This is a genomic window from Alienimonas sp. DA493 (assembly GCF_043951915.1).
In the GTDB taxonomy this organism is placed as follows: Bacteria; Planctomycetota; Planctomycetia; order Planctomycetales; family Planctomycetaceae; genus Alienimonas.
This window is the reverse complement of record NZ_JBINJD010000085.1, coordinates 1-21,417: the sequence shown is the minus strand read 5'-3', so window position 1 is coordinate 21,417 and position 21,417 is coordinate 1. Positions and strand designations below refer to the sequence as shown.

The 21,417-nt window shown below is 71.1% G+C and carries 17 protein-coding genes; 9 read left to right on the top strand and 8 right to left on the bottom strand.

From position 1 onward, the window contains the following. Window positions 1–152: 152 nt before the first annotated feature. From ACG2DA_RS13645 to ACG2DA_RS13635, 3 genes are all read right to left on the bottom strand, one after another. Window positions 153–1,322 (bottom strand): GspE/PulE family protein, encoded by a 1,170-nt coding sequence (locus tag ACG2DA_RS13645; protein ID WP_395256332.1) that lies wholly within the window; start codon window positions 1,320–1,322, stop codon window positions 153–155. A 75-nt stretch (window positions 1,323–1,397) separates the two neighbouring features. Further along, window positions 1,398–3,017, bottom strand: a complete 1,620-nt coding sequence (locus ACG2DA_RS13640; RefSeq protein ID WP_395256331.1) for a hypothetical protein — start codon at window positions 3,015–3,017, stop codon at window positions 1,398–1,400. A gap of 222 nt (window positions 3,018–3,239) precedes the next feature. Further along, on the bottom strand, window positions 3,240–3,992 hold the full coding sequence (locus tag ACG2DA_RS13635; protein ID WP_395256330.1) for an SDR family oxidoreductase: 753 nt from the start codon (window positions 3,990–3,992) through the stop codon (window positions 3,240–3,242). A gap of 60 nt (window positions 3,993–4,052) precedes the next feature. Between ACG2DA_RS13635 and ACG2DA_RS13630 the strand changes: the two genes are divergently transcribed. Further along, window positions 4,053–4,367: a hypothetical protein gene (locus ACG2DA_RS13630; protein WP_395256329.1), complete on the top strand. Its 315-nt coding sequence runs from the start codon at window positions 4,053–4,055 to the stop codon at window positions 4,365–4,367. Window positions 4,368–4,643: 276 nt separating this feature from the next. Here the strand turns inward: ACG2DA_RS13630 and ACG2DA_RS13625 are convergent, their stop codons facing one another. Beyond that, complete coding sequence (locus ACG2DA_RS13625) at window positions 4,644–5,756, bottom strand: 3-deoxy-7-phosphoheptulonate synthase (protein ID WP_395256328.1); 1,113 nt, start codon at window positions 5,754–5,756, stop codon at window positions 4,644–4,646. 123 nt (window positions 5,757–5,879) lie between these two features. Continuing rightward, complete coding sequence (locus ACG2DA_RS13620) at window positions 5,880–6,452, bottom strand: shikimate kinase (protein WP_395256327.1); 573 nt, start codon at window positions 6,450–6,452, stop codon at window positions 5,880–5,882. A 48-nt stretch (window positions 6,453–6,500) separates the two neighbouring features. On the opposite strand from ACG2DA_RS13620, the gene ACG2DA_RS13615 reads away from it, so the two are divergent. The 5 genes from ACG2DA_RS13615 to ACG2DA_RS13595 all read left to right on the top strand — a co-directional run bounded on the left by ACG2DA_RS13615 (window position 6,501) and on the right by ACG2DA_RS13595 (window position 14,483). After that, on the top strand, window positions 6,501–8,210 hold the full coding sequence (locus ACG2DA_RS13615) for a dihydroxy-acid dehydratase (protein WP_395256326.1): 1,710 nt from the start codon (window positions 6,501–6,503) through the stop codon (window positions 8,208–8,210). Between the two features lie 169 nt (window positions 8,211–8,379). Then, a complete protein-coding gene (locus ACG2DA_RS13610) occupies window positions 8,380–9,999 on the top strand; it encodes an AAA family ATPase (protein WP_395256325.1) in 1,620 nt (539 codons plus the stop codon). A gap of 108 nt (window positions 10,000–10,107) precedes the next feature. Continuing rightward, on the top strand, window positions 10,108–11,247 hold the full coding sequence (locus ACG2DA_RS13605) for an L-dopachrome tautomerase-related protein (RefSeq protein ID WP_395256324.1): 1,140 nt from the start codon (window positions 10,108–10,110) through the stop codon (window positions 11,245–11,247). A gap of 94 nt (window positions 11,248–11,341) precedes the next feature. Further along, on the top strand, window positions 11,342–13,033 hold the full coding sequence (locus ACG2DA_RS13600; protein WP_395256323.1) for an ABC1 kinase family protein: 1,692 nt from the start codon (window positions 11,342–11,344) through the stop codon (window positions 13,031–13,033). Window positions 13,034–13,148: 115 nt separating this feature from the next. After that, entirely contained in the window at window positions 13,149–14,483 is a 1,335-nt protein-coding gene (locus ACG2DA_RS13595) for a Gfo/Idh/MocA family protein (RefSeq protein WP_395256322.1), read from the top strand. Window positions 14,484–14,557: 74 nt separating this feature from the next. On the opposite strand, the gene ACG2DA_RS13590 is transcribed toward ACG2DA_RS13595, so the two are convergent. Both ACG2DA_RS13590 and ACG2DA_RS13585 read right to left on the bottom strand, forming a co-directional pair. Then, window positions 14,558–15,547, bottom strand: coding sequence for a transporter (locus tag ACG2DA_RS13590; protein WP_395256321.1), 990 nt, complete (start codon window positions 15,545–15,547; stop codon window positions 14,558–14,560). Window positions 15,548–15,659: 112 nt separating this feature from the next. Continuing rightward, window positions 15,660–16,244: a 5-formyltetrahydrofolate cyclo-ligase gene (locus ACG2DA_RS13585; RefSeq protein WP_395256319.1), complete on the bottom strand. Its 585-nt coding sequence runs from the start codon at window positions 16,242–16,244 to the stop codon at window positions 15,660–15,662. A gap of 297 nt (window positions 16,245–16,541) precedes the next feature. On the opposite strand from ACG2DA_RS13585, the gene ACG2DA_RS13580 reads away from it, so the two are divergent. After that, the gene (locus tag ACG2DA_RS13580; protein ID WP_395256317.1) at window positions 16,542–19,550 is read left to right on the top strand and encodes a 2-oxoglutarate dehydrogenase E1 component; all 3,009 of its coding nucleotides are present in this window, start codon (window positions 16,542–16,544) and stop codon (window positions 19,548–19,550) included. A gap of 45 nt (window positions 19,551–19,595) precedes the next feature. After that, on the top strand, window positions 19,596–20,216 hold the full coding sequence (locus tag ACG2DA_RS13575; RefSeq protein ID WP_395256315.1) for a Uma2 family endonuclease: 621 nt from the start codon (window positions 19,596–19,598) through the stop codon (window positions 20,214–20,216). A 12-nt stretch (window positions 20,217–20,228) separates the two neighbouring features. Here the strand turns inward: ACG2DA_RS13575 and ACG2DA_RS13570 are convergent, their stop codons facing one another. Further along, window positions 20,229–20,537 (bottom strand): hypothetical protein, encoded by a 309-nt coding sequence (locus ACG2DA_RS13570; RefSeq protein ID WP_395256313.1) that lies wholly within the window; start codon window positions 20,535–20,537, stop codon window positions 20,229–20,231. Window positions 20,538–20,630: 93 nt separating this feature from the next. On the opposite strand from ACG2DA_RS13570, the gene ACG2DA_RS13565 reads away from it, so the two are divergent. Further along, on the top strand, window positions 20,631–21,389 hold the full coding sequence (locus tag ACG2DA_RS13565) for a PIG-L family deacetylase (RefSeq protein ID WP_395256311.1): 759 nt from the start codon (window positions 20,631–20,633) through the stop codon (window positions 21,387–21,389). Window positions 21,390–21,417: the final 28 nt, after the last annotated feature.

Genomic DNA, 21,417 nt, shown 5'->3' with positions numbered 1-21,417 from the left:
ACGCACGGTTCACACGCATCCGCTTTTTGCCGTGACGAACCGAGCCACGGATGAGCGGGCGAACCGGGAACGGCGGTCGGGCGTCGCTGCCCCCTCACCCCCAACCCCTCTCCCCCAAAGGGGGGAGAGGGGAGGCTTGGGCCGGGGGGCCTCTATCGAAACGTGCCGAAGCCGAAGACCCGTCGCACCTCCGCGGGATCGGTCTCGCCGCGGGCGACGGCGGCGAGGGCGGCGTCGAACAGGCGCGCGCCGTCGTCGGCGGCGTCCGGGTCGAAGCCGGCCCGCCCGTCGGCGGCGTCGAACGCGGCGACCGGGAACCGCCCCCGATACCCCGTGCCGTCGCAGGCCTCGCAGCCGACCGCGACCAGCGCCGCGGCCCCCTCCGGCAACGGCAGGCCGAGGCGGGCGTCGGGGGCGGTCGTCGGTTCGGCGCACCCGCACAGCCGGCGGAGCAATCGCTGGGAGAGCGTCGCCCGCAGGCCGTGGCGGACCTGATAGGTCTCCGCCCCGGTCTCCCGCAGGCGGACCGCGGCGCCGCGGTTGGTGCCTGCGTGGAAGGTGGTGAAGACGAGATGCCCCGTCAGCGCCGCTCCCAGCGCAATGCGGGCGGTCTCCGCGTCCCGCACCTCGCCGACGAACAGCACCTCCGGGTCCTGCCGGAGCAAACTGCGGAGTCCCGTCGGGAAGTCGAACCCGGCGGCGGGGCGGGTTTGACTCTGGCTGACTCCCGGGAGGACCGATTCGACGGGGTCTTCGAGCGTGGCGACGCTGCGTAACTCCCGGTCGTCTCCCATGGACTCCCGCAGCAGGGCGTAGGCGGTCGTCGTTTTGCCGCTGCCGGCGGGGCCGGCGATCAGCACGAGCCCCCCGCGGGCCGCGGCCGCGGCCCGGAGGCCGGCGACGACCTCGGCCGTCAGGCCCAACTCGTCCAGCCGGGCGAGGGCGCCGGCGGGGGCGAACAGGCGGATCACCGCCTTCTCGCCATGGATCGTGGGGAACGTGCTGAGCCGCATCTGCGGACCGGCGCCCGGCTCGGCACCCTCCGGCGGCTGGATGCGGCCTTCCTGGGGGCGTTCGTTGTCGTAGGTCAGCAGCCCGGCCAGCACCTTCAGCCGGCCGACCACGTTCGCGGCGACCGCGGGGGGGAAGCGGCCGCGTTCGGTCAGGCGGCCGTCGCTGCGGTAGCGGACCGCCAGCCCGTCGGGGGTCGGGAGCAGGTGGACGTCGCTGGCCCGGGCGGCGGCGGCGTCGGCCAGCAGGGCGGCGACCGCGGCGGGCACGTCCGCGGCGGACCGGCAGGCGGCGGGATCGAAGTTCATCATGCCTCTATAACGCACCCGAGCCGGACGCTGGTGCGTCCGGCTCGGGCGACGGTCGGCGGGAGCCTCAGGCGACGACTACTTCGCCAAGGCGACCTGCACCTCGCGGAACGCCGGGGTGGTGACCCGGGCGCTGCTGGCCAGGTAGGCCCGCTCGCGGGTGTCGCAGTTCTTGATGTGGCCGTAGACCAGCTTCCACTGCTCGAACAGGTCGTTCTCCATCTGCCGCAACTCGGACAGCGGGCGGCCGTTGACGACGGCCTCGTGGAAGGCGCGGCTCTTCAGCTCGTAGTCCACCAGGTCGGCCCGGGCGGTGTTGATGTAGCTGGGGCGGCTTTGGCGGAGCCAGCTTTCGGCGTCCCGCTTGATGGAGGCGGCGTTGGTCTCGATCTGTGCGGCAAGGTCGGCGACGGCGCCGCGGTCGAAGCTGCCGGTCAGGTTCAGGCTCTCCCGCAGGGCGTTCATGCCGGCTTCGATCTCTTTGAGGTCGGCCCGGGCCTGCTCGCTGTTGATCTCGCTGAAGATGTTGCGGAAGTCCCGCCACTGCTCGTCGATGAAGCCGTAGGCGTAGCTCCAGTCGGCAGGGTCCTGGGAGTTCTCGATCGTGTCGGTGAAGTTGGCGAAGGTGCCCCAGAAGGCGTTGCCGCTGGCGAGGGCCTCTTCGTTCCGCGGGATGTCGCGGAGCAGTTCGAGCGTGGTGTTGTCGAAGAACCGCTCCACGTCCTGCTGCAGGTCGGCGACCATGTAGCCGAGCTGGTCGCGGTCGATGCCGCGATCGATCAGCAGCAGGTCGGCGAACTTCCGCTGGTACTCCTGCACGTTGCGGACGTCGCGGCCGAGGTTGCGGTCCGCGTTGCCGCGGAGTTTGGCGATCACCGGGTTCATCAACTGGGTGAAGTTCCGGTACTCCTCAATGAGGTAGTTGCGGTCGGGGCGGGCGGCGTCGAAGACAAGGCCGTACATCCGGTCGGCCTGCTGGCGGGCTTGGTTGCAGTTGATCCGCAGGGCGTTGCGTTCGGTGCTGGACGGGATCGCGTCGGTGAATTCGATCGTGTCCGAGAGGTACCGCACGGCGCTGCGGAGCAGCACGGCGGTCTCGACCAGCGCCTTGCGGTCCAGCGTGGGGCCGCCGATGTCCAGGGAGGACTCGACGTTCTTCGTGGCCGCGTCGACCGTCCGGATCGCCTGCTCGGCGGTGCGGGAGAGGTTGGGGATGGAGATCAGCCGGCGGCTGGTGCGGTTCCAGCCGCTGTCCAATTCCCGCAGTTCCGCTTCATGACGGGCGACGGACTGGGCGGTCTTCAGGTCGCGGGCCAGCAGGTCGGCGTCCACGCCGTAGCCCTGCACCTCGACGAGGTAGCTCCGCAGGCTGGGCACGTTCCGCTCCTCGGCCCGCAGCACGGCGTAGAGGCTGTTCATCTCCCGGCTGAAGGTCTCCAGCGCCGAAGCCACCTTGCGGGGGTCCAGGTTGCTGGGCAGCGTGGTGATCGACGGCGTGTTGTAGCCGTAGCTGTCCTGTTCGAAGCGGCGATCGTTGTTGAACGATGCGTCGGCGCCGGCCGGGGTAACGTCCGCGTCGCGGCGGGCGATGCGGTCGTACCGCCCCTGCGCGAGCGCGTCGGAGGCGGCGCCGAACCCGGCGGCGGCGACGGCCGCCGCGAGGGTCAGTTTCGCGGAAAGCTTCAGCGGGGGGCGCATGGGCGGGATCCTTCCCGGGTGCGGGTCTGGAGATGAGACGCCCCGGCCGCTTGAGAGCGTCCGGCGGAATCGAACGGGAGCCGGGGCGGGAAATGGGTCTTGAGCGGGGGTGTAGTCCCCCGGCGACAATCCGGAAAGACGTGTTCCGCGCGCGAGGCGATTTCGTGCGCTCCCCCCTCCCTGGAACGCAGAGCCCCGGCCAGGGCCCTGCGTGACGAAGGCTCACACGAACTCCTGCACCGTGGGCTTGATCGTCAGTTCCAGCACGTTCGCCCGGGCCGGCAGCGTCGCGGCGAGCAGCACGGCGGCGGCGACGTCCTCCGGCTGGAGCATCTTCGCCCGCTGCTCCTTGGACGGGTTGACCGGCCGCAGGTCGAGGATCGGCGTCTCCACCTCGCCGGGATAGATGTTCGTCACCCGCACGCCGCTGTCCTTCAACTCCGTGGACAGGGCCAGGCCGAGGCTCGTCATGGCGAACTTGCTGGCGGCGTAGGGGATGCCGCCCAGCAGCAGGGCCCGGACGCCGGCCACGCTGGAGACGTTCACGCACAGCCCGTCGCCGCGCTCCTTCATCGCCGGGACGGCGGCCTTCAGCACGTTGAACGCCCCGGTCGCGTTGGCGGCCATCACCTTGTCCCACTCCTCGCCGGTGGCGTCCTGCAGCAGCCGACCGGGCACGTTCAGGCCGGCGGCGTTCACGACCACGCCCAGCCCGCCCAGTTCGTTCTCGCAGCGGTCGATCATCGCGGCGACGGCGGCCCGGTCGGCCACGTCGCAGGCGTGGGGGAGGATCTCCGCGGCGCCCTTGGGGGCGCCCTCCGCGGTTCGTTTCAGCTTCTCCTCGGTGCGTCCGCAGACGACGACCCGACAGCCGCGGGCGGCGAGGGCGTGGGCGATCGCCTCGCCGATGCCGCTGCCCCCCCCGGTGACGAGGGCGAGCTGCTTCTGGGTGGCGACGGGGGGGAGGTCGGACATAGCGGTGAGCGCGGTGCGGGTTGAGAACGCCGGGCGACGCGGGCCGCCCAGACGTGCAGGATGACGGACGCTTCCCTCAAGGACGACCCCGCCGCGTCGCAAACCTCCTGCAATATCTTGTCAGGCACGACGAGCCGTCCGTCGACCGGGCTCCCCGGCGCCGCGGCGGCGGCGATGCGCGGGGCGCACCACGCCCGCAGCGCCTCCGGGGTGAGGGGCGGGAACTCGTGGGAGATGATCGGCAACCCGGCCCGGGTCGCCTCCGGCGTGAGGTCCCGGTGCGTCCCGACGGCCACCGTCGCCCCCCTCTTCGCCGCCCGGTGCAACGCGAACCGCAGCAGCGGGGCCGGGATGCGGTCGGCCTCGTCCCAGTAGACCAGCGGCCCGACCGGCAGCGGGGCGAACCGCCGCCAACCGGCGCGCAGCGGCCGCGTCGGCGGGACGTACCGGTACGGCCCCGGCCGTGCCCGACGCCAATGCAGCAACAGGGAGGTTTTGCCGGCCCCCTTCTCCCCGAGCAACTGGATTACCCGCCGCTGCCCCGGCTCCGGGGCCGGCGGCACGTCCCGGGCGACCCACAGCGGCTCGGCGACGCCGGGGACCGGGTCGGCGAGGAACGGGTTATGCCGCAGGCCGAGGGCGGCGTAGGGGTTAGCCGCCAAGCTTGGCGTGGGTTTCGCGGAGCAGCGCCTCGGTCTGCTCCCAGCCGAGGCAGCCGTCGGTGACGCTCACGCCGTACTTCAGGTCGGCCGGGTTCGGGGTGAGGTTCTGGCGTCCTTCGAACAGGTTGGACTCCAGCATCATGCCGATGATGGAGCGGTTTCCCTCCAGCCGTTGGCTCAGCACGTCGTTCCAGACGGCCGGCTGGCGGAGCGGGTCCTTGCCGCTGTTCGCGTGGGAGCAGTCGACGAGGAACCGCGGGGGGAGGTCGTCGTTCTCCAGCCCCTCAATGGCCCGTTTGATGCTTTCCGCGTCGTAGTTCGGGCCGTTGTGGCCGCCGCGGAGGATCAGGTGGCCCCAGGGGTTGCCGGCGGTGCGGACCACGCAGGTCTGCCCGTGCGGGTCGATGCCGAGAAAACTGTGCCCAGCCCGGGCGGCGGTCATCGCGTTCAGGGCCGTCTGCAGGGAGCCGTCCGTGCCGTTCTTGTAGCCGACCGGCATGGAGAGCCCGCTGCTCATCTGGCGGTGGCAGGGGCTCTCGGTGGTGCGGGCGCCGATGCTGGCCAGCGCGATCAGGTCCGCGATGTACTGCGGGGTGATCGGCTCCAGCATCTCCGTGGCGGCGGGCAGGCCGAGTTCGGCGATCTCCAGCAGGATCCGCCGGGCCTTCCGCAGACCCTCGGCCATGTCGAACTGCTCGTTCAGGCCGGGGTCGCTGATCAGCCCCTTCCAGCCGACGGTGGTGCGGGGCTTTTCGAAGTAGACCCGCATCACGACCAGCAGGCGGTCGGCGGTCTCCTCGGCGACGGCTCGCAGCTTGCCGGCGTACTCCAGGGCGGCTTTCTCGTCGTGGATGCTGCACGGGCCGACGACGCACAGCAGGCGGTCGTCCTCCCCGGCGAGCGCCGCTTTGATCTGCTCCCGGCCGGTCTCCACGGTGGCCAGGGCGGCCTCGGAGGCGGGGTACTCCTCCGCCAGTTGGACGGGGTTGATCAGGGGGGCGAACTCCCGCACGTTGACGTTATTGGTGGCCCGGCGGGCGGTGGAACGAGCGGGCGCCGCGGCGTCGGGCGTGGCGGGGGGGGACGGGGCGGAGACGGACACGGAGGGACGACGCGGCGGGACGGGGCGGGCGGGAGGAACCATGGACTGTACGCGGCGAACCGCCCCCCTGGGAACCGCGGCCGACCGGCGGGCCTCCGACCCGAGACGCGTCCCCCGGTTCGCTCACCCGGCGATCCGCTCCGCGATCTCCGCGGCGAGGGCCTCCGGGGTGCGGTCGTCGGCGTCGACCCGCAGGTCGGCCCACTTTTCCAAGTACGGCCGGCGCTCCGCGGCGACGTCGTGCAGCGTGGCGCCGGGCGCCATCACCACCGCCCGTTCCTTCAGGCAGCCCAGCCGGGCCTCCAGGGCCGGCACGGAGACGTCCAGCCAAACGACCGTGGCGAAGGTGCGGAACCGCTCCATCGCCGGGTCGCAGTAGATCACGCTCCCCCCGGGGGCGATCACCGACGGCTCCGCCGGCACGGCGAGGTTGTACCGCGTCTCCAGTTCGAGGAACCCTGCCCGGTCCAGGTTCGCCGAGACGTCCCCCAGCACCCGGGCGCCCTCGCCGGCGATGATCAGCAGGTCAGGGTCGACGAACGGCACGCCCAGCCGCTCCGCCAACGGACGGCCGACGGTGCTCTTGCCGCACCCCGGCATGCCGATCAGCAGCACGGCCTCCTTTCGGTCGGAGTCCGCGGGGGCGGGGGACGCGTCGGGCGGGGAGGGAGCGCGGGAGGAAGAATCTGCGGGCATACTGCGGCCAGCTTAACCCGCTCTCGTTCGCCCCGCCGCGCCGGCGCCATGTCCGATCCCGTTTCTTCCCCGCCCGCCGCCCCGTTGAACCGGAACAGCCGGGAGCTGACCCGCGGCTGGCAGAAGGGCGTCACCGCCTTCTACTACGGCCTGGGGATGAGCGACGCGGACTTCGACCGTCCGCAGGTCGGCGTCGGCACCCCGCTGCTGGACGGGAACCTCTGCAACCTGCACGCCCACCAACTCGCCGGCTGGGTGCGGGAGGGCTGCGAGGCGGCCGGGCTGCTGGCGTTCGCCTTCGGCACCCCGGCGGTCTCGGACAACATCTCCCAAGGCCACAGCGGCGGCCGGGCCAGCCTGCCCAGCCGCAACGCGATCGCCAACGCCGCCGAGATGGTGTGCAGCGCCCACCGCTACGACGGCCTGATCGGCCTGCACTGCTGCGACAAAAACGGCCCCGGCTTCGCCATGGCCCTCGCCCGGCTGAACGACCACGGGCTGATCGTCTCCGGCGGTTCCATCCTGCCCGGCAACCACTGCGGCCGGAACACGACGATCCTCGACGTCTACGACTGTCAGGCCAAAGCCCAGCAGGGGGCGATGAGCCAAGAGGAGGCCGATCAGGTCATCCGCACCGCCTGTCCCGGCGCCGGCGGGTGCGGGATCAACGCGAGCTTCAACACCTGGGCCGTCGCCTGCGAGGCGATGGGGCTGAGCGTGCCCTACTCCGCCTCCAACCCCGCCGTCGGGCCGGAGAAGGAGGCCGAATGCAAAGCCGTCGGCGCGGTGATGGCGAACCTGCTGCGGCTCGACCTCCGCCCGCGGGACATCCTCACCAAAGCGGCCCTGGAAAACGGCATGCGGAGCCTCTGCGCCAGCGGGGGCAGCACGAACGGGGTGTTGCACCTGCTCGCCCTCGCCGCGGAGGCGGGGGTCGACTTCACCCTCAAGGACGTGCAGCGGATCTGCCGGGAGACGCCGGTGCTCGCCGCGTTCGCCCCCCGCGGGGCCGGTACGATGCTGGACCTGCACAAGCTCGGCGGGACGCCGGTCCTGCTCAAACACATGCTGAACTGCGGTCTGCTGGACGGCGATTGCGTTACCGTGACCGGCAAGACGCTGGCGGAGAATCACGCGGATGTTGAGCTGCCGGCGGTCGGCCCGGACGAGTTCCTCCGCCCGCCGGAGGCCCCGCTGAACGCCGCCGCGGATCTGCAAATCTGCTTCGGCAACCTCGCCCCCGGCGGGGTGGTGTTCAAGGTGAGCAGCTTGAAGGAGCCCCGCTTCCGCGGCCGGGCGCTGGTGTTCGAGGAGGCGAAGGCGGTCGCCGACGCCGCCGCGGCGGGGAAGGTCACGCCGGGTACGGTGGTGGTGCTGCGGGGATTGGGGCCGGTCGCGGCCGGGATGCCGGAGGTGCTGGTCGCCAGCGCCGCCCTCAGCACGCCAGAGTTGGACGGCAAGGTGGCGTTCCTGTCGGACACGCGGGTCAGCGGGGTGAGCCACGGGGCGATCGGGGTGCACTGCGCCCCGGAGGCCGCCGCCGGCGGACCGATCGGGCTGGTGGAGGACGGCGACGAGATCGCCTTCGACCTGACCGCCGGCACGCTGACCTGGACGGTGAGCGACGAAGAAGCCGCCCGCCGCCGGGCCGCCCTCCCCCCCAAGCCGATCACGCACGATCGCCGGTATCTGGCGGAATTCGCCGCCACCGTCAGCGGGGCCGACCGCGGCTGCGTGGGCAAACCGCTGACGTTCTGACCGGCGGACCGACGTCCCGACCGGCGTCGCCCCGCGGCCCGTCACAACCCGCAGGGACGCACCGGCGGCGGGGGCCGGCGTGGACTGTCCGCCACGCGGGTTGCGTTTTCGCCACGCGGCCGCGCGGCGTGACCTACGGTCGAGGGTTCCCCCCTGGCTTTGGTCTCTCATGTCCCTGCTTGCCGACGCCGACGCGACCCTCGCCCCCGCGGAGTTCCTCGCCCGGTTGCGGGGCGGGGACCCGGAGCCCGAACCGACGGTGGGGGCGCCCGAGCAGGAGCCCCCCGCGGCGTCCGCGGCGGCGACGGCCCTGATGCACTCCGTCGCCGACGGGCAGTCGGCGGCCCCGGCCCGGCCCGCGACCGACTTCGACGACCCCCGCGACGCCCTCGCCGGGGTGGACCCCGAGGCGCTGGCCGCCGCCGCCCGGGCCGCCGCCGGCGACGAACCCGGCGCCGCCCAACGGCTCGCGGCGCTTTACGACCGCGTGGAGGCGTTGCTGGGTCCGCCGCCCTCCGCCGAGGACGGCCCCGGGTTCCGCCCCCCCTGCCCGAACGCGATCGAGGAGTCCGGCCTCACCGAGGACGAGGTCGAGCGGCTCGTATTGAAGTACCTGTTGAACGTCGGGGCGGCCTCCGGGCGGGCAGTCTGCCGGCAGATTAAATTGCCCTTCACGATCGTCGACCCGATCGTGCGGAAGCTCCGCAAGGTTCAATACCTCACCTTCAACGGGGCCGCGGAAGCCGGCGACTATACCTATCAGATCACGGAAGCCGGCCGCGAGGCCGCGGCGAAGTTCGCCCGGGAGTGCACCTACTTCGGCGCCGCCCCGGTGCCGCTGGAGCAATACCTCGCGGCGATGAGCGCCCAGAGCATCACCGGCCAGGTCGCCACCGAGGCCGGTCTGCGGGAGGCCTTCAAGGATCTGCTGATCAACGAGGCGATGTTCGAGCGCCTCGGCCCGGCGATCAACAGCGGCCGCGGCATGTTTTTGTTCGGGGAGCCCGGCAACGGCAAAACGAGCATCGCCGAACGTATCACCCGGGCCTTCGGCAGCAGTATCTGGATCCCCCGCGCGATCACCGTCGACGGGGATATTCTCCGCCTGTTCGACCCCGGCGTGCACGAAGAGGTGAGCGCCGGCGCGGGCGAGGGGCTGCTGGACCTCTCCGGCGTGGACCCGCGGTGGGTCCACGTCGTCCGCCCCACGGTGATCGCCGGCGGCGAATTGACGATGCAGGAACTGGAGGTCGTGCAGAACCCGGTCACGAAAATCTGCGAGGCTCCGCTGCAATTAAAGTCGAACTGCGGCACGCTGGTGATCGACGACTTCGGCCGCCAGACGATGCCCGTCGACGTGCTGCTGAACCGCTGGATCGTCCCGCTGGAAAAGCGGTACGACTTCCTGAACCTGCCCAGCGGCAAGAAAGTGCAGGTGCCGTTCGACCAACTGATCGTGTTCAGCACGAACCTGGAGCCCCGCGACCTGGTCGACGGCGCCTTCCTCCGGCGGATTCCTTATAAAATCGAGGTGCCGGATCCCTCCCGGGAGGAGTTCACGGCGTTGATGAAGATCATGTGCGGGGCGTTGAAGATCGAGTTCGACCCGGAGCCGATCGAGTATCTCATCGAAACGCACTACGTGAAGGCGAACCGCCCGTTCCGGTGCTGTCAGCCGCGCGACCTGCTCATGCAGGTGCGGAACTACTGCGCCTATAAACAGCGCCCGGTGACGCTGTCGAACGAGTCGTTCGATTTCGCCGTGGCGAACTATTTCAGCGTGATGTGACCTCCCGACGCCCCCGCCGGTCCCCGTGCCGGCTTCGGGGGACGCCCCGGGGGCGGGGCGGGCGGGCGCGGCTACCCTCGGGCGTCCGCCCTTTCACGTCCGGTTCCGATGCTCGTCCCGCTGCTCCTCGCGGCCCTCGCCGCCCCGCCCGCCGCCGCCTCCGTCGAACTGCCCTCGGAACGCCCCGTGGGCCAGCCGGAACTGGTGGCGACGTTCGACGGGCCGATGCCCACCGGCGTGAGCGTGCACCCGTCCGGCCGGATCTTCGTGAACTTCCCCCGCTGGGGCGACGACCCGCCGGCGACGCTGGCGGAATTGAAGGACGGCAAGGCCGTGGCGTACCCCTCCGCGGCGATGCAGCGGTACGAGGGGAGGGGCGATTCGGAGCATTTAATCAGCGTTCAAAGCGTCGTCGTCGGCCCGGCCGGCCGCGTCTGGGCGCTGGACACCGGCCGGGTGCAATTCGCTCCCGCCGAACCGGGCGGCCCGAAGCTCGTCGCGTTCGACCCGGACAGCGGCGAGGTCGTCCAGAAGATCGTCTTTCCCGCCGACGTCGCCCTGCCGACGACCTACCTCAACGACGTGCGGTTCGACCTGACCCGCGGCGAACGCGGGCGGGCCTACATCACGGACAGCGCCTCGCACGGCGGGATCATCGTCGTCGATCTGGCCAGCGGAGACAGCTGGCGGCGGCTGCACGACACGGCCCCGGTGCGGCCGGAGCCGGATTTCCTGCCGTTCGTGGAGGGCCGTCCGCTGCTCCAACGGCCCGAGGGCGGCGAGGCGAAGCCGCTGGACACCGGCAGCGACGGCATCGCCCTGAGCGAGGACGGTTCGACGCTCTATTTCCGCGTGCTCGCCGGCCGTCGGCTGTTCTCCGTACCGACGGACGCGCTCGGGAACCGCGAACAGTCGGACGAGGAGGTCCTCAAGTCGGTCACGGACCACGGCGACCTCGGCTTCGCCAGCGACGGTCTCGAACACGACGCCGCCGGCACGCTCTACCTGACGAACTATGAGGACAACGCCCTCGTCGCCCGCCGCGCGGACGGCACGCTGGAGACGATCCTCCACGACCCCCGCCTGTTGTGGCCGGATACGTTGAGCGTCGGGGCGGACGGGTTTCTGTACGTCACGGCGAATCAGCTGCACCGCCAGGCGAAGTTTCATCGCGGCGAGGATTTGCGAGAGAAGCCGTACGTGCTGGTCCGGATTCCGATTGAGGCCGGGCCGGTCACATTGAAATAGGTTGGGGCCGGCGGAGCGAAGCGGGGTTTACCGCGAATCCGACCGGCGGGGCCGGGACGGCCGCGTGGCGGCGGGGATGGCGTAGACTTCGCGCATGACCCCCCGCCCCGTCCGCCTGCTGCGCAACCTGAACCGCGGGCGGGAGATCGTCGCGGTGCTGGTGCGGCACGGGTTCGGCGACGTCGTCCGCCGGTTGCGGTTGCGGCGGTATCTGAACTTCGGCCGCCGGGTGTTCTTCTGGCGGAAGGACCCGGAGCCCGGGCCGGAGCACAGCACGCCGGAGCGGCTCCGCATGGCGCTGGAGGACTTGGGGGCGACCTTCATCAAGTTCGGGCAGGTCGCCAGCACCCGGCCGGACGTGCTGCCCGCGGACATGATCGCGGAGCTGTCGAAGCTCCGCGAGACCGTGCCCCCCTTCCCCCCGGAGGTCTCCGTCGCCGCGGTGGAGGCGGCGCTGGGCCGGCCGGTCGGCGAGCTCTTCCGGGAGTTCGACCCCGTTCCCGTTGCCGCGGGCTCGCTGGGCCAGGTGCACCGGGCCGTCGGCAAGGACGGCGCGGAGTTGGCCGTGAAGGTGCGGCGGCCAGGGGTGAAGGCGGAGATCGAACGCGACCTGAGCCTGATGTTCGACCTGGCGGCGCTGGTCGAACGCCGATTGCCGGAACTGAAGGTGTTCGACCCGGCGGGGCTGGTGCGGCACTTTTCGCGGACGATCCGCCGCGAGGTCGACTTCACCCGTGAGGCGAACGCCGCCGCGGAGATCGCCCGGCTGTTCGGCCAGGACTCGCCGGACCTCTGCGTGCCGGCGGTGCGGGACGAGCTGACGACGGAGGCCGTCCTCACGACCGAATGGCTGGCCGGGCTGCCGGTCGACGACCCGGCGACGCTGCGGCGGCGGGGGCTGGACCCGGCGGAGATCGCGGCGAAGGGCGCCCGGGTGTTCCTCAAGCAGGTGTTCGCCTTCGGGCTGTTCCACGGGGACCCGCATCCGGGCAACGTCCGCGTGATCCCGCCGACGCCCCGGCACCCCGCCGGTCGGATCGGGCTGCTGGACTTCGGGATGGTCGGGGTGCTGGACGAATCGGTGCGGGACCGGCTGGTGGATCTGCTCGCCGCGGTGGCCCGCGGGGACGTGCCGGGCGTCAGCCGGCACCTGCTGGCGCTGGGCACGCCGCTGGGGGAGATCGACGAGAGCGCCCTCCGCACGGACCTGCGGGAGTTCCTCGCCACGCATTACAATGTGCCGCTGGCCCGGTTGCGGGTCGCCGCGGTGCTGGGCGATTTCCTGTCGCTGCTCAGCCGGCACCGCATCCGGTTGCCGGGCGATCTGATGCTGTTGGTGCGGGCGGCGGTCAGCGTGGAGGGCACCGGCCGGCGGCTGGACCCGGACTTCAACCTCGCCGCCCACCTGGCCCCGTTCGCCAAGCAATTGCTGAAGGAACGGCTCGACCCGAAGCGGCTGGCGAAGCGGTTCGCCGGGGAGGCGGGCGAACTGGCCAGCCTCGCCGCCGCGGTGCCGCACCAGCTCGGCCGCACCCTCGAAAAACTGAGCCGGGACGAACTGCGGGTGCAGCTCGACGTGGGCGGGCTGGACACCCTCACCCAGGAGATCGACCGGGCCGGCAACCGCTTGGCGATCAGTCTGGCGATGAGTTCGCTGATCCTCGCCAGCGCCCTGCTGATCCGCAGCGTGCCGGAGAGCTTCTGGTTCGCCGTGCCGATCTTCCTGCTCAGCAGCCTGCTGGGCCTGTGGCTGGTCTACGGGGTGTTCCGCAGCGGGAGCCTTTAGCCGCCGGGCCCGCAGCGCCGCGGTCCGGGTTCGGTGGGGCGGGCTTGGGGAAGAGCCTAGGGTGAGGCGGTTTACCCATTCCGTCATCCCGTTCCGTCATACGGAGTCGTCGCCGATGTCCGCCCCGTCTTCTTCGTCCCTGTCCCGCCGGTCCTGGCTGGCGACCTCCGCCGCGGGCGTCGCGGCGACGGCGTTCCCCGCCCGCAGCTACGCCCGGATCCAGGGGGCGAACGACCGGCTGGGGGTGGCGCTCATCGGCGCCGGCGGGATGGGGACCGGGCACCTCCGTTCCCTCGCCGGTCTCACCGAGAAGGACAACCTCCGGCCGATCGCCGTGGCCGACTGCTGGAAGACCCGGGCCGAACAGGGCGCCGCGGTGCTGGGCGGGGAGCAGAACCTGCCGGTGCGGGCGGAGGTCGATTACCGGGCGATCCTGGACGACGACGACGTGGACTACGTCACCATCGCCAGCCCGGAGCACCAGCACGCCCCGATGCTGACCGCCGCCCTGCGGGCCGGCAAACCGGTCTACTGCGAGAAGCCGCTGACCCACACCGCCGCCGAGGCCGCCGCGGTGCACCAGGTTCAGCAGGAGACCGGCCTGCCGGTGCAGGTCGGCGTGCAGGGGACCTCGCGGGACTCCTACACCGCCGCCGCGGAGGCGATCGAACGCGGCGTGCTGGGCCGCGTCGTGCAGGCCCAAACCTCCTACGTTCGCCGCTACGGCGAGCAGGGCCCGTGGCGGAAGCCCGGCCTGACCGGCGACATGCCCAAGCCGGAGGACCTCGACTGGAACGCTTGGCTGGGCGAGGCCCCCGCAATCCCTTGGAACCCGCACCACTACTTCGAGTGGCGCTGTCATAGCCCGTACTCCGGCGGCGTGGCCACGGACCTGTTCGTCCACCGCCTCACGCGGCTGCTGGTCGCCTGCGGACTGAAGTTCCCCAGCCGGGTCGTCGGGATGGGCGGCATCTTCCAGTGGCCCGACGGTCGGGACATGCCGGACAACTTCGAGATGGTCCTCACCTACCCCGAGGCCCTCTCCGCCCCGGAGGGGATGACGGTCTACTGCCTCGGCACGCAGAGCAACCGGGTGGAGATCCCCCACCAGATCCGCGGCTACCGGGCCACCCTCACCTTCACCGGCGAGGGCGGAGTGCCCGGCCCCGCCGGCTGGGTGGCGAAGGACAAGGACGGCGAGGTGCTGGAGGAATACGTCGCCGAGGGCGCCGAGGACATCAGCCTGCACCACTCCAACCTGCACGCCCACCTGCGGGATTCCTCGGTGAAGCTGAACTGCCCGATCGAACTGGGCGTCTACGGCATCACGGCCTGCGCCTTGGCGAACGAATCCTGGCGGACCGGGCAGATGCTCGCCTACGCCCCGAACGCCGAGTCCAAGTACGGCCCCGCCGCCCCCGCGGAGATACCCGACGGCCCGAAGGCCTGACGGCCTGCCCGGCGTGCGTTCAGCGTCCCGGACCCTTGGAGGGTCCGGGACGCTCCGCCTGCGGGAATACGGCTTCAGCGAAACCGGATCGACAGCCCCGTGCCGGCGAAGACGTCGTCCGCGGCGTCGTTCAGACCGACGCCGACGCGGGCGTCGTACTGCACGTCGTCGCTCAGCAGGACCGTGAACCCGCCGTCGAGATAGTGCTCGTCGGCGGCCGCGCCGGACAGCGGCAGGAGGGCGTAGTACTCCCCGAACGCGCCGAGACGGTCGGTGAGGGAGGCGGACAGGATCGCGCTCTGGGCGAACTCGGAGTAGTCGTCCGTCGAGCCGGCGGCGTCGCCGAACGCGGCGACGGCCGCCGGACTCGGGCCTGTCGCCCGGCGGTTGAGCTGCGTGCTGCCGGCGAGCGAGAGGCCTTCGTCCAACGCCCACTGATAAATGAGCGACGCCCCGGGCAGCGCGCGGTCGGCGCTGAACGCGGCGCTGCCGGTGGGGACCGTCGTCCCGGCGATCAGGGCGGTTTCCGGCAGGCAGCCCGCTTGGGGGGCGAGGGCGAGCTTCACGCCCACGGCGAGGTCGCTGCCGCCGCCGACGTCGACGCGAGCCGCGCCGGGCGCGGGAGCCGCCGACTCCCGCAGGCCGCTTCCCCCGAGCCGCAGTTCCAGCCAGTCCGCGACCACGCCCACCCGCAGTCGGGCGTCTCCGAAGTCGTGACGACGGACCGGCCCGGTTCCGTCGCCGGGGTCGTCGTAGGTGAACAGGTAGCCCGACTCCAACTGGGCCACGCCCCGGCCGACGGTGACGGCGGCGGGCGTGAAGCTGGGGCGGTCGGTGACCAGCGCCCCGTCCAGCGGCGGCGGCCCGCCCGCCCCCGGCGCGGCTCGCCCGCCCCAATCGAACAGCGTGCCGCCTTCGCAGAGGGAGGAGTTCCCGCCGGCGCCGTCACAGCCGACCGCATCGCACCCGGCCGTCTCGCCGATGCCGGCGAGCGCCGCCGGGCCGGACCCGCAGAACGTCAACGCGGCGGCGAGGGCGGCGCGGCAGGCGGGCGCAGCGGTCATGGGCGGGACGGGGACGACGGGAGCGGGCCTTTGCCCGATCGGTCGTTCCGCGACCGCCCCGCCGGCCCGGCCGGGCCGGCCGTTAAAGTTCCCCGGAGACCCGGCCGTCGATTCAGCCGCCGCGGCCGAGGCCTTCCAAGGTGCGTTGTTCGGTGACGACGAAGTCCATGAAGACGTCGTGCTCGTCGGTCGGCACCTCGTCGAACAACTGGCAGTCGAACGCCGGGGCCACCAGCGGGCAGTCCGGTCGCACGCCGGCGAGCAGCTTGTCGTAGTAGCCCTTGCCGTGCCCGACGCGGCCGCCGCGGTCGTCGAAGGCGACGCCGGGGATCAGGGCGAAGTCGAGGTCCTTCGCCAGCGCCACGCGGTCCGGCCGCCGCCGCAGCCGCGGGGCGGGCTCCAGGATGTCGTACATCCCGAGTTCGAGTTCGCTCATATCCGTGAGCCGGAACAATTCCAGCCGGCCCTCGTCGTTGCACCAGGGCACGAGCACCGTTTTGCCGTCCGCCAGCGCCGCGGGCAGCGCCGCCTTGGTGCGGACTTCGCTGCGGGCGTCGACGTAGAACAGCACGATCCGGGCCTGCTGGTACTCCGGCAACGCCCGCACCCGCTCGAGGATGCGGGCGCTGACCTCGTCCTTGTCCGGTTGTGCCTTACGGCGGCGGAAGGCTTCGGAGCGGATCTCGGCCTTGTCCATCGCGGGATCGTTCGCGGGGGCAGCGGGAAAAAAGACGGTTTCGCCCGCGACCGACGACCGCGGAAGTCGGCAGCCTACACCAACCGAACGGTGTTCGAGAAGCGGTCGCGGGGGAGCGGGCGGAAGCGCAAAACGCGGCCCGTCGGCGGCGGGGACGGTGCCGGCCGGACCCCCCTTCGGGTAAGATTGCCTGTCCCCCCGCACGCCCCGCCGACGAGAGCCCGCCGCCCCCGGGATCCGTCGATTCGCCGCCGATTCGCCGGGCGTCTCCCCGCTCCCGCCCCACGACCGCCCGGGATGTCCGCCCCCGCCTTCGTCTCTTCCGCCCCCCGCACCGGCCGTCCGGTCCCGGCCGCCGGTTCCGACGGGGCGGCTCCCGCCCCGTCGCGAAACGGCGCCCGCCCGGACGACGGCCTGCCGGACGGCTCCAACCTGCCGTTCCTCGAAGAGGTGTGGCAGAAATACGCGGACGATCCGGAAAGCGTCTCCCCGGACTGGCGGGCCTATTTCGAGCAGCAGGCCGCCGAATTCGCCGCGGGGAACGGCGACGCGCCCGCGGCGGGGTCGCCGTTCCCGCGGCGTACGCTGTTTCGGCCCGCGGCCGCGGCGAAGGGCGCCGCGGCCGCCCCGCGGCTGGGGGCCGACGTGCCGGACGCCGTCGCGGACACCGCCGCGCTGCAGGAGTCGGTGGACATGCTGATCCGCAACCACCGGGTGCGGGGGCACATCGCCGCCGCGATCGACCCGCTGGGCCGCTTCCCCGAGATGCCGGAGGAGCTCGACCCGGCGTTCTACGGCTTCACCGAGGCCGACCTCGATAAAAAGTTCAGCACGAGCTGGTTCGGCGGGCCGGAGCGTCGCACGCTGCGGCAGATTATTTCCTGGCTGCGGAACACCTACTGCCGCAGCATCGGCGTGCAATATATGCACATCGACTCCCTCCGCGTCCGCCGCTGGCTGCAGGACCGGATGGAGGGCACGGGCAATTATTTGCGGTTGGAAAAGGACACCCAGCTCCGCATCCTCCGCAAACTGACGGACGCGACGGAGTTCGAGGAGTTCCTGCTCAAGAACTTCCCCGGCAAAAAGACGTTCAGCCTCGAGGGCGGGGAGACGTTGATCCCGCTGCTGGACCTGATGATCTCCCGCGCCGGCCGCTACGGCGTGCGGGAGATTGTGCTGGGCATGGCCCACCGCGGCCGGTTGAACGTGCTGACGAACATCCTCGGCAAACCGGCCCGGGAGATTTTTCGGGAGTTCGACGACGACGACCCTGAAAGCCACATGGGCGAGTGGGACGTCAAATATCACCTCGGCTACAGCGGGAACTATAAGGTTCGCGGCGGCAAGAGCGTGCACCTGTCGCTCTGCTTCAATCCGTCCCACCTGGAATTCATTAATCCCATCGCCCAGGGCCGCTGCCGGGCGAAGATGGATCGGGCCGGGGACACCCACGACCCGACCGGCGAGGGCGCCGGCCCCGGCGGGGAGCGGGGCATGACGCTCTTAATTCACGGCGACGCCGCCTTCGCCGGCGAGGGCGTCGTGCAGGAGACGTTGAACCTCTCCGAACTGCCCGGCTACTCCGTGGGCGGAACGGTGCACGTCGTGGTGAACAACCAGATCGGCTTCACGACGACCAGCGAGCAGGGCCGCAGCAGCACCTACGCGACGGACGTCGCCAAAATGTTGCAGGTGCCCATCTTCCACGTGAACGGCGAGGACCCGGAAGCCGTCGCCCAGGTGGTCAAATTGGCCCTCGACTTCCGCCGCGAGAATAAGAAGGACGTGGTGATCGACCTGCTGTGCTACCGCAAACGCGGTCACAACGAGCAGGACGAACCGGCCTTCACCCAGCCGGAGATGTACTCCCTCATCCGCGCCCGCTCCGGCGTGCGGGAGGGGTATCTGTCCCGCCTGCTGGAACGCAACGATGTAACCGAGGCGGACGCCGCCGAGATCGCGGAGCACTCCCGGGCGAAGCTGGAGGCGGAACTGGCCCTCGCCAAGGAGGAGCCGAAACTGGAGGAGCAGGCTTCGCTGGAGGGCGTGTGGGCCGGCTTCCACGGCGGCGCCGAGGCCGACGAGGCGGACACCGCCGTGCCGGACGAGACGCTAAAGGCTCTGCTGAAGAAAACCTGCGATCTGCCCGAGGACTTCACGCCGCACCGCACGCTCAGCCGGCGATTCCTGGCTCAGCGGGAGGAGATGGCCGCGGGCCAGAAGCCGCTCGATTGGAGCGCCGGCGAAGCCCTCGCCTTCGCCACGATCCTGACCGGCGCCGGCCCCGCCGGGGAGGGGCCGGGCGGGCACCCGGTCGGTCCGATGATGCTGCGGATGACCGGCCAGGACGCCGAACGCGGCACCTTCTCCCACCGCCACGCGGTGCTGCACGACAGCGAGAACGGTCGGCAGTACCTCCCGCTGCGGCACCTGTCGGAGTCGCAGGCCCCGGTGGCGATTTATAACAGCCCGCTGTCCGAAGCCGGCGTGCTCGGGTTCGAGTACGGCTACAGCCTCGACACGCCGGACGGGCTGATCGTTTGGGAGGCTCAGTTCGGGGACTTCGTGAACGCCGCCCAGGTGGTCATCGACCAGTTCCTCACCAGCGGGGAGGACAAGTGGCATCGGCTCAGCGGCTTGGTGATGCTGCTCCCCCACGGCTACGAGGGGCAGGGGCCGGAGCACAGCAGCGCCCGCCTGGAGCGGTTCCTGACCGCCGCGGCGGAGAGCAACATTCAGGTCTGCTACCCGACCACGCCGGCCCAGTGCTTTCATATGTTCCGGCGCCAGGCGCTGCGGCGCTGGCGCAAGCCGCTGATCGTGATGACCCCCAAAAGCCTGCTGCGGTTGCCGGCCGCCGTCAGCGAACTGTCGGAGCTGTCCTCCGGCGGGTTCCAGAACGTCATCCCCGACGCGACCGTCGACCCGGCGGGGGTGACAAAAGTCCTGCTGTGCACCGGCAAGGTCTATTACGATCTCGCCGCCGCCCGGGAGGAACGCGGCGTAACCGACACCGCGATCCTGCGGGTCGAGCAGCTTTATCCGTGGCCGAAAGAGGAATTGAAATCGGCGCTGGCGGACTATGCCGACGACACGCCGGCCGTCTGGGTTCAGGAGGAACCGGAAAACATGGGCGCCTGGCGCTTCGTGCTGGCCACGGTGGGCTGCGGCAAGCTGTTCGACCGCTTCCCGCTCTCCTGGGTCGCCCGCCCGGCCTCCGCCAGCCCGGCCACCGGCTCGGACAAGTCCCACAAGCTGGAACAGGCCAAGCTGATGAACGAGGCGTTCGCGGGAGCCGCCTGACGCCGTAGAATCCATTTCCCGTTCCGTCCCGCAGCGCCCCGTTCGATGCCGCCGACGCTCGCCGATCCCCCGACGTTAGAAGTCGCCGACCCGGAGGTCGCCCTGACGCTTCGCGCGGAACGGGAAGCCCAGGGGCTCGACCGTTGGGACGAGGTGTGGAACGGGGTCTATATCGTCATGCCGCTGCCGAACAACGAGCATCAATCCCTCGCGACCCGGATCGTCAGCCGCCTGTTCCCGCTGATCGACGACCGGGGAGCCGGTCGCACGTTCGCGGGCTGCAACGTCTCCGACGTCTCCGACCCGGCGCAGGACTGGCGGACCAACTACCGTTGCCCGGACGTGGCGGTGTTCCTCTCCGGCAATCCCGCCGAGGACCGCGGCTCCCACTGGTTCGGCGGTCCCGATCTGGCGATGGAAATCGTCTCCCGCGGCGATCGCAGCCGGCAGAAGCTCGCGTTTTACGCCGGCGTCGGCGTGAAGGAACTGTTCGTGCTCGACCGGGAGCCCTGGTCCCTCCAACTCTATCGCCTGACGGACGGCGAACTGCAATCCGTCGGCGTGACGGAGCCGGGCGGGGAGCCGTTGACGACCCTCGCCGTGCCGCTGCGGTGGTCGCTCACGCCGACCGATCCCCCGAGCGTCGCCGTCGCGGCGGCGGAATAGTCCGCCCGCGGCTCAGTCGTAGCCGAGGTTGTGTTCGATGTCGCGGGCCTTCTCGCTCATGAAGTGCTTGCGGTACCAGTCCGGGTCGTCCTCGACCGATTCCTGATTCGGCCGGCCGAATCTCCGCACTTCGCTCCAGTCGTCCGCGGGGTTCTCCGCGGGGTCTTCGTAGCCTTTGGACGTGGGCCTGAGCGTCCGCCTCGTCTGGAACCAGGCTTCCTCCGCCATGTCTTTGACGGCGCAGCCGGCGGAGGCGAGGCAGGAGGCCGCGCACAGCGCCGCCGCGCCGAACCACGCGACGCGGTGGGAGGAGCGGGACATGGCGGAACCCTGAACGGATCGGTGCGGCGAACCGTCGGGACGTAGTTCACGCCGCGGGCGGCCGTCCAGAGCGGACCGGCCTACACTCCCGGCATGCCCGCTCCCGAACTCTCCCCCGCCGACGTTCCCCAACTCGATCTGCTGGTCGTGGCCTCGCACCCGGACGACGCGGAGATCAGCGTCGGCGGCACGATCCTGGCCCACCTCGCCGCCGGGAAACGCGTCGGGGTGGTGGACCTCACCGACGGGGAGCCGACCCCCCACGGCGACCCGGCCACCCGGGCGCAGGAGACCGCCGCCGCCACGGAACTGCTGGGGCTCACCTGGCGCCACAATCTCGGGTTGAAGAACCGCCATCTGACCGACGACCACGCCGCCCGGGCCGCCCTGGCGGGGGTGTTCCGCCTGACCCGGCCGCAGGTCGTGCTGGGCCACGCCCCGACGGACACCCACCCGGACCACGTGCGGGCCGCCCGCCTCACCGCGGACGCCCGCTTTTGGGCGAAGCTGTCGAAAACCGACCAGCCCGGCCAACCGAACGCCGAGTCCGGCGGCCTGCCCGGCGAGCCGTTCTTCCCGCCGAAACTCTATCACTTCTGGAGCGTGCACCTCCGCGAGATCCCGACGCCGGCGTTTTGCGTGGACATCACGGGGCACCTCGAACGCAAACTCGCCGCGGTGAAGTGCTATCACAGCCAAGTCGTCGTCGGCCGCGATCAGTCCTTCCCGACGGTGATCGACGATTTAGAGACCCGCGCCCGTTATTGGGGCTGGGCGACGCACACGACCCACGCCGAACCGCTCGGCAGCGCCGAAAGCGTGGGGGTGAAAAGTTTATTCGACCTCGGCTGAGCGGCCGGTGGGCACTGACCCGTAGCGG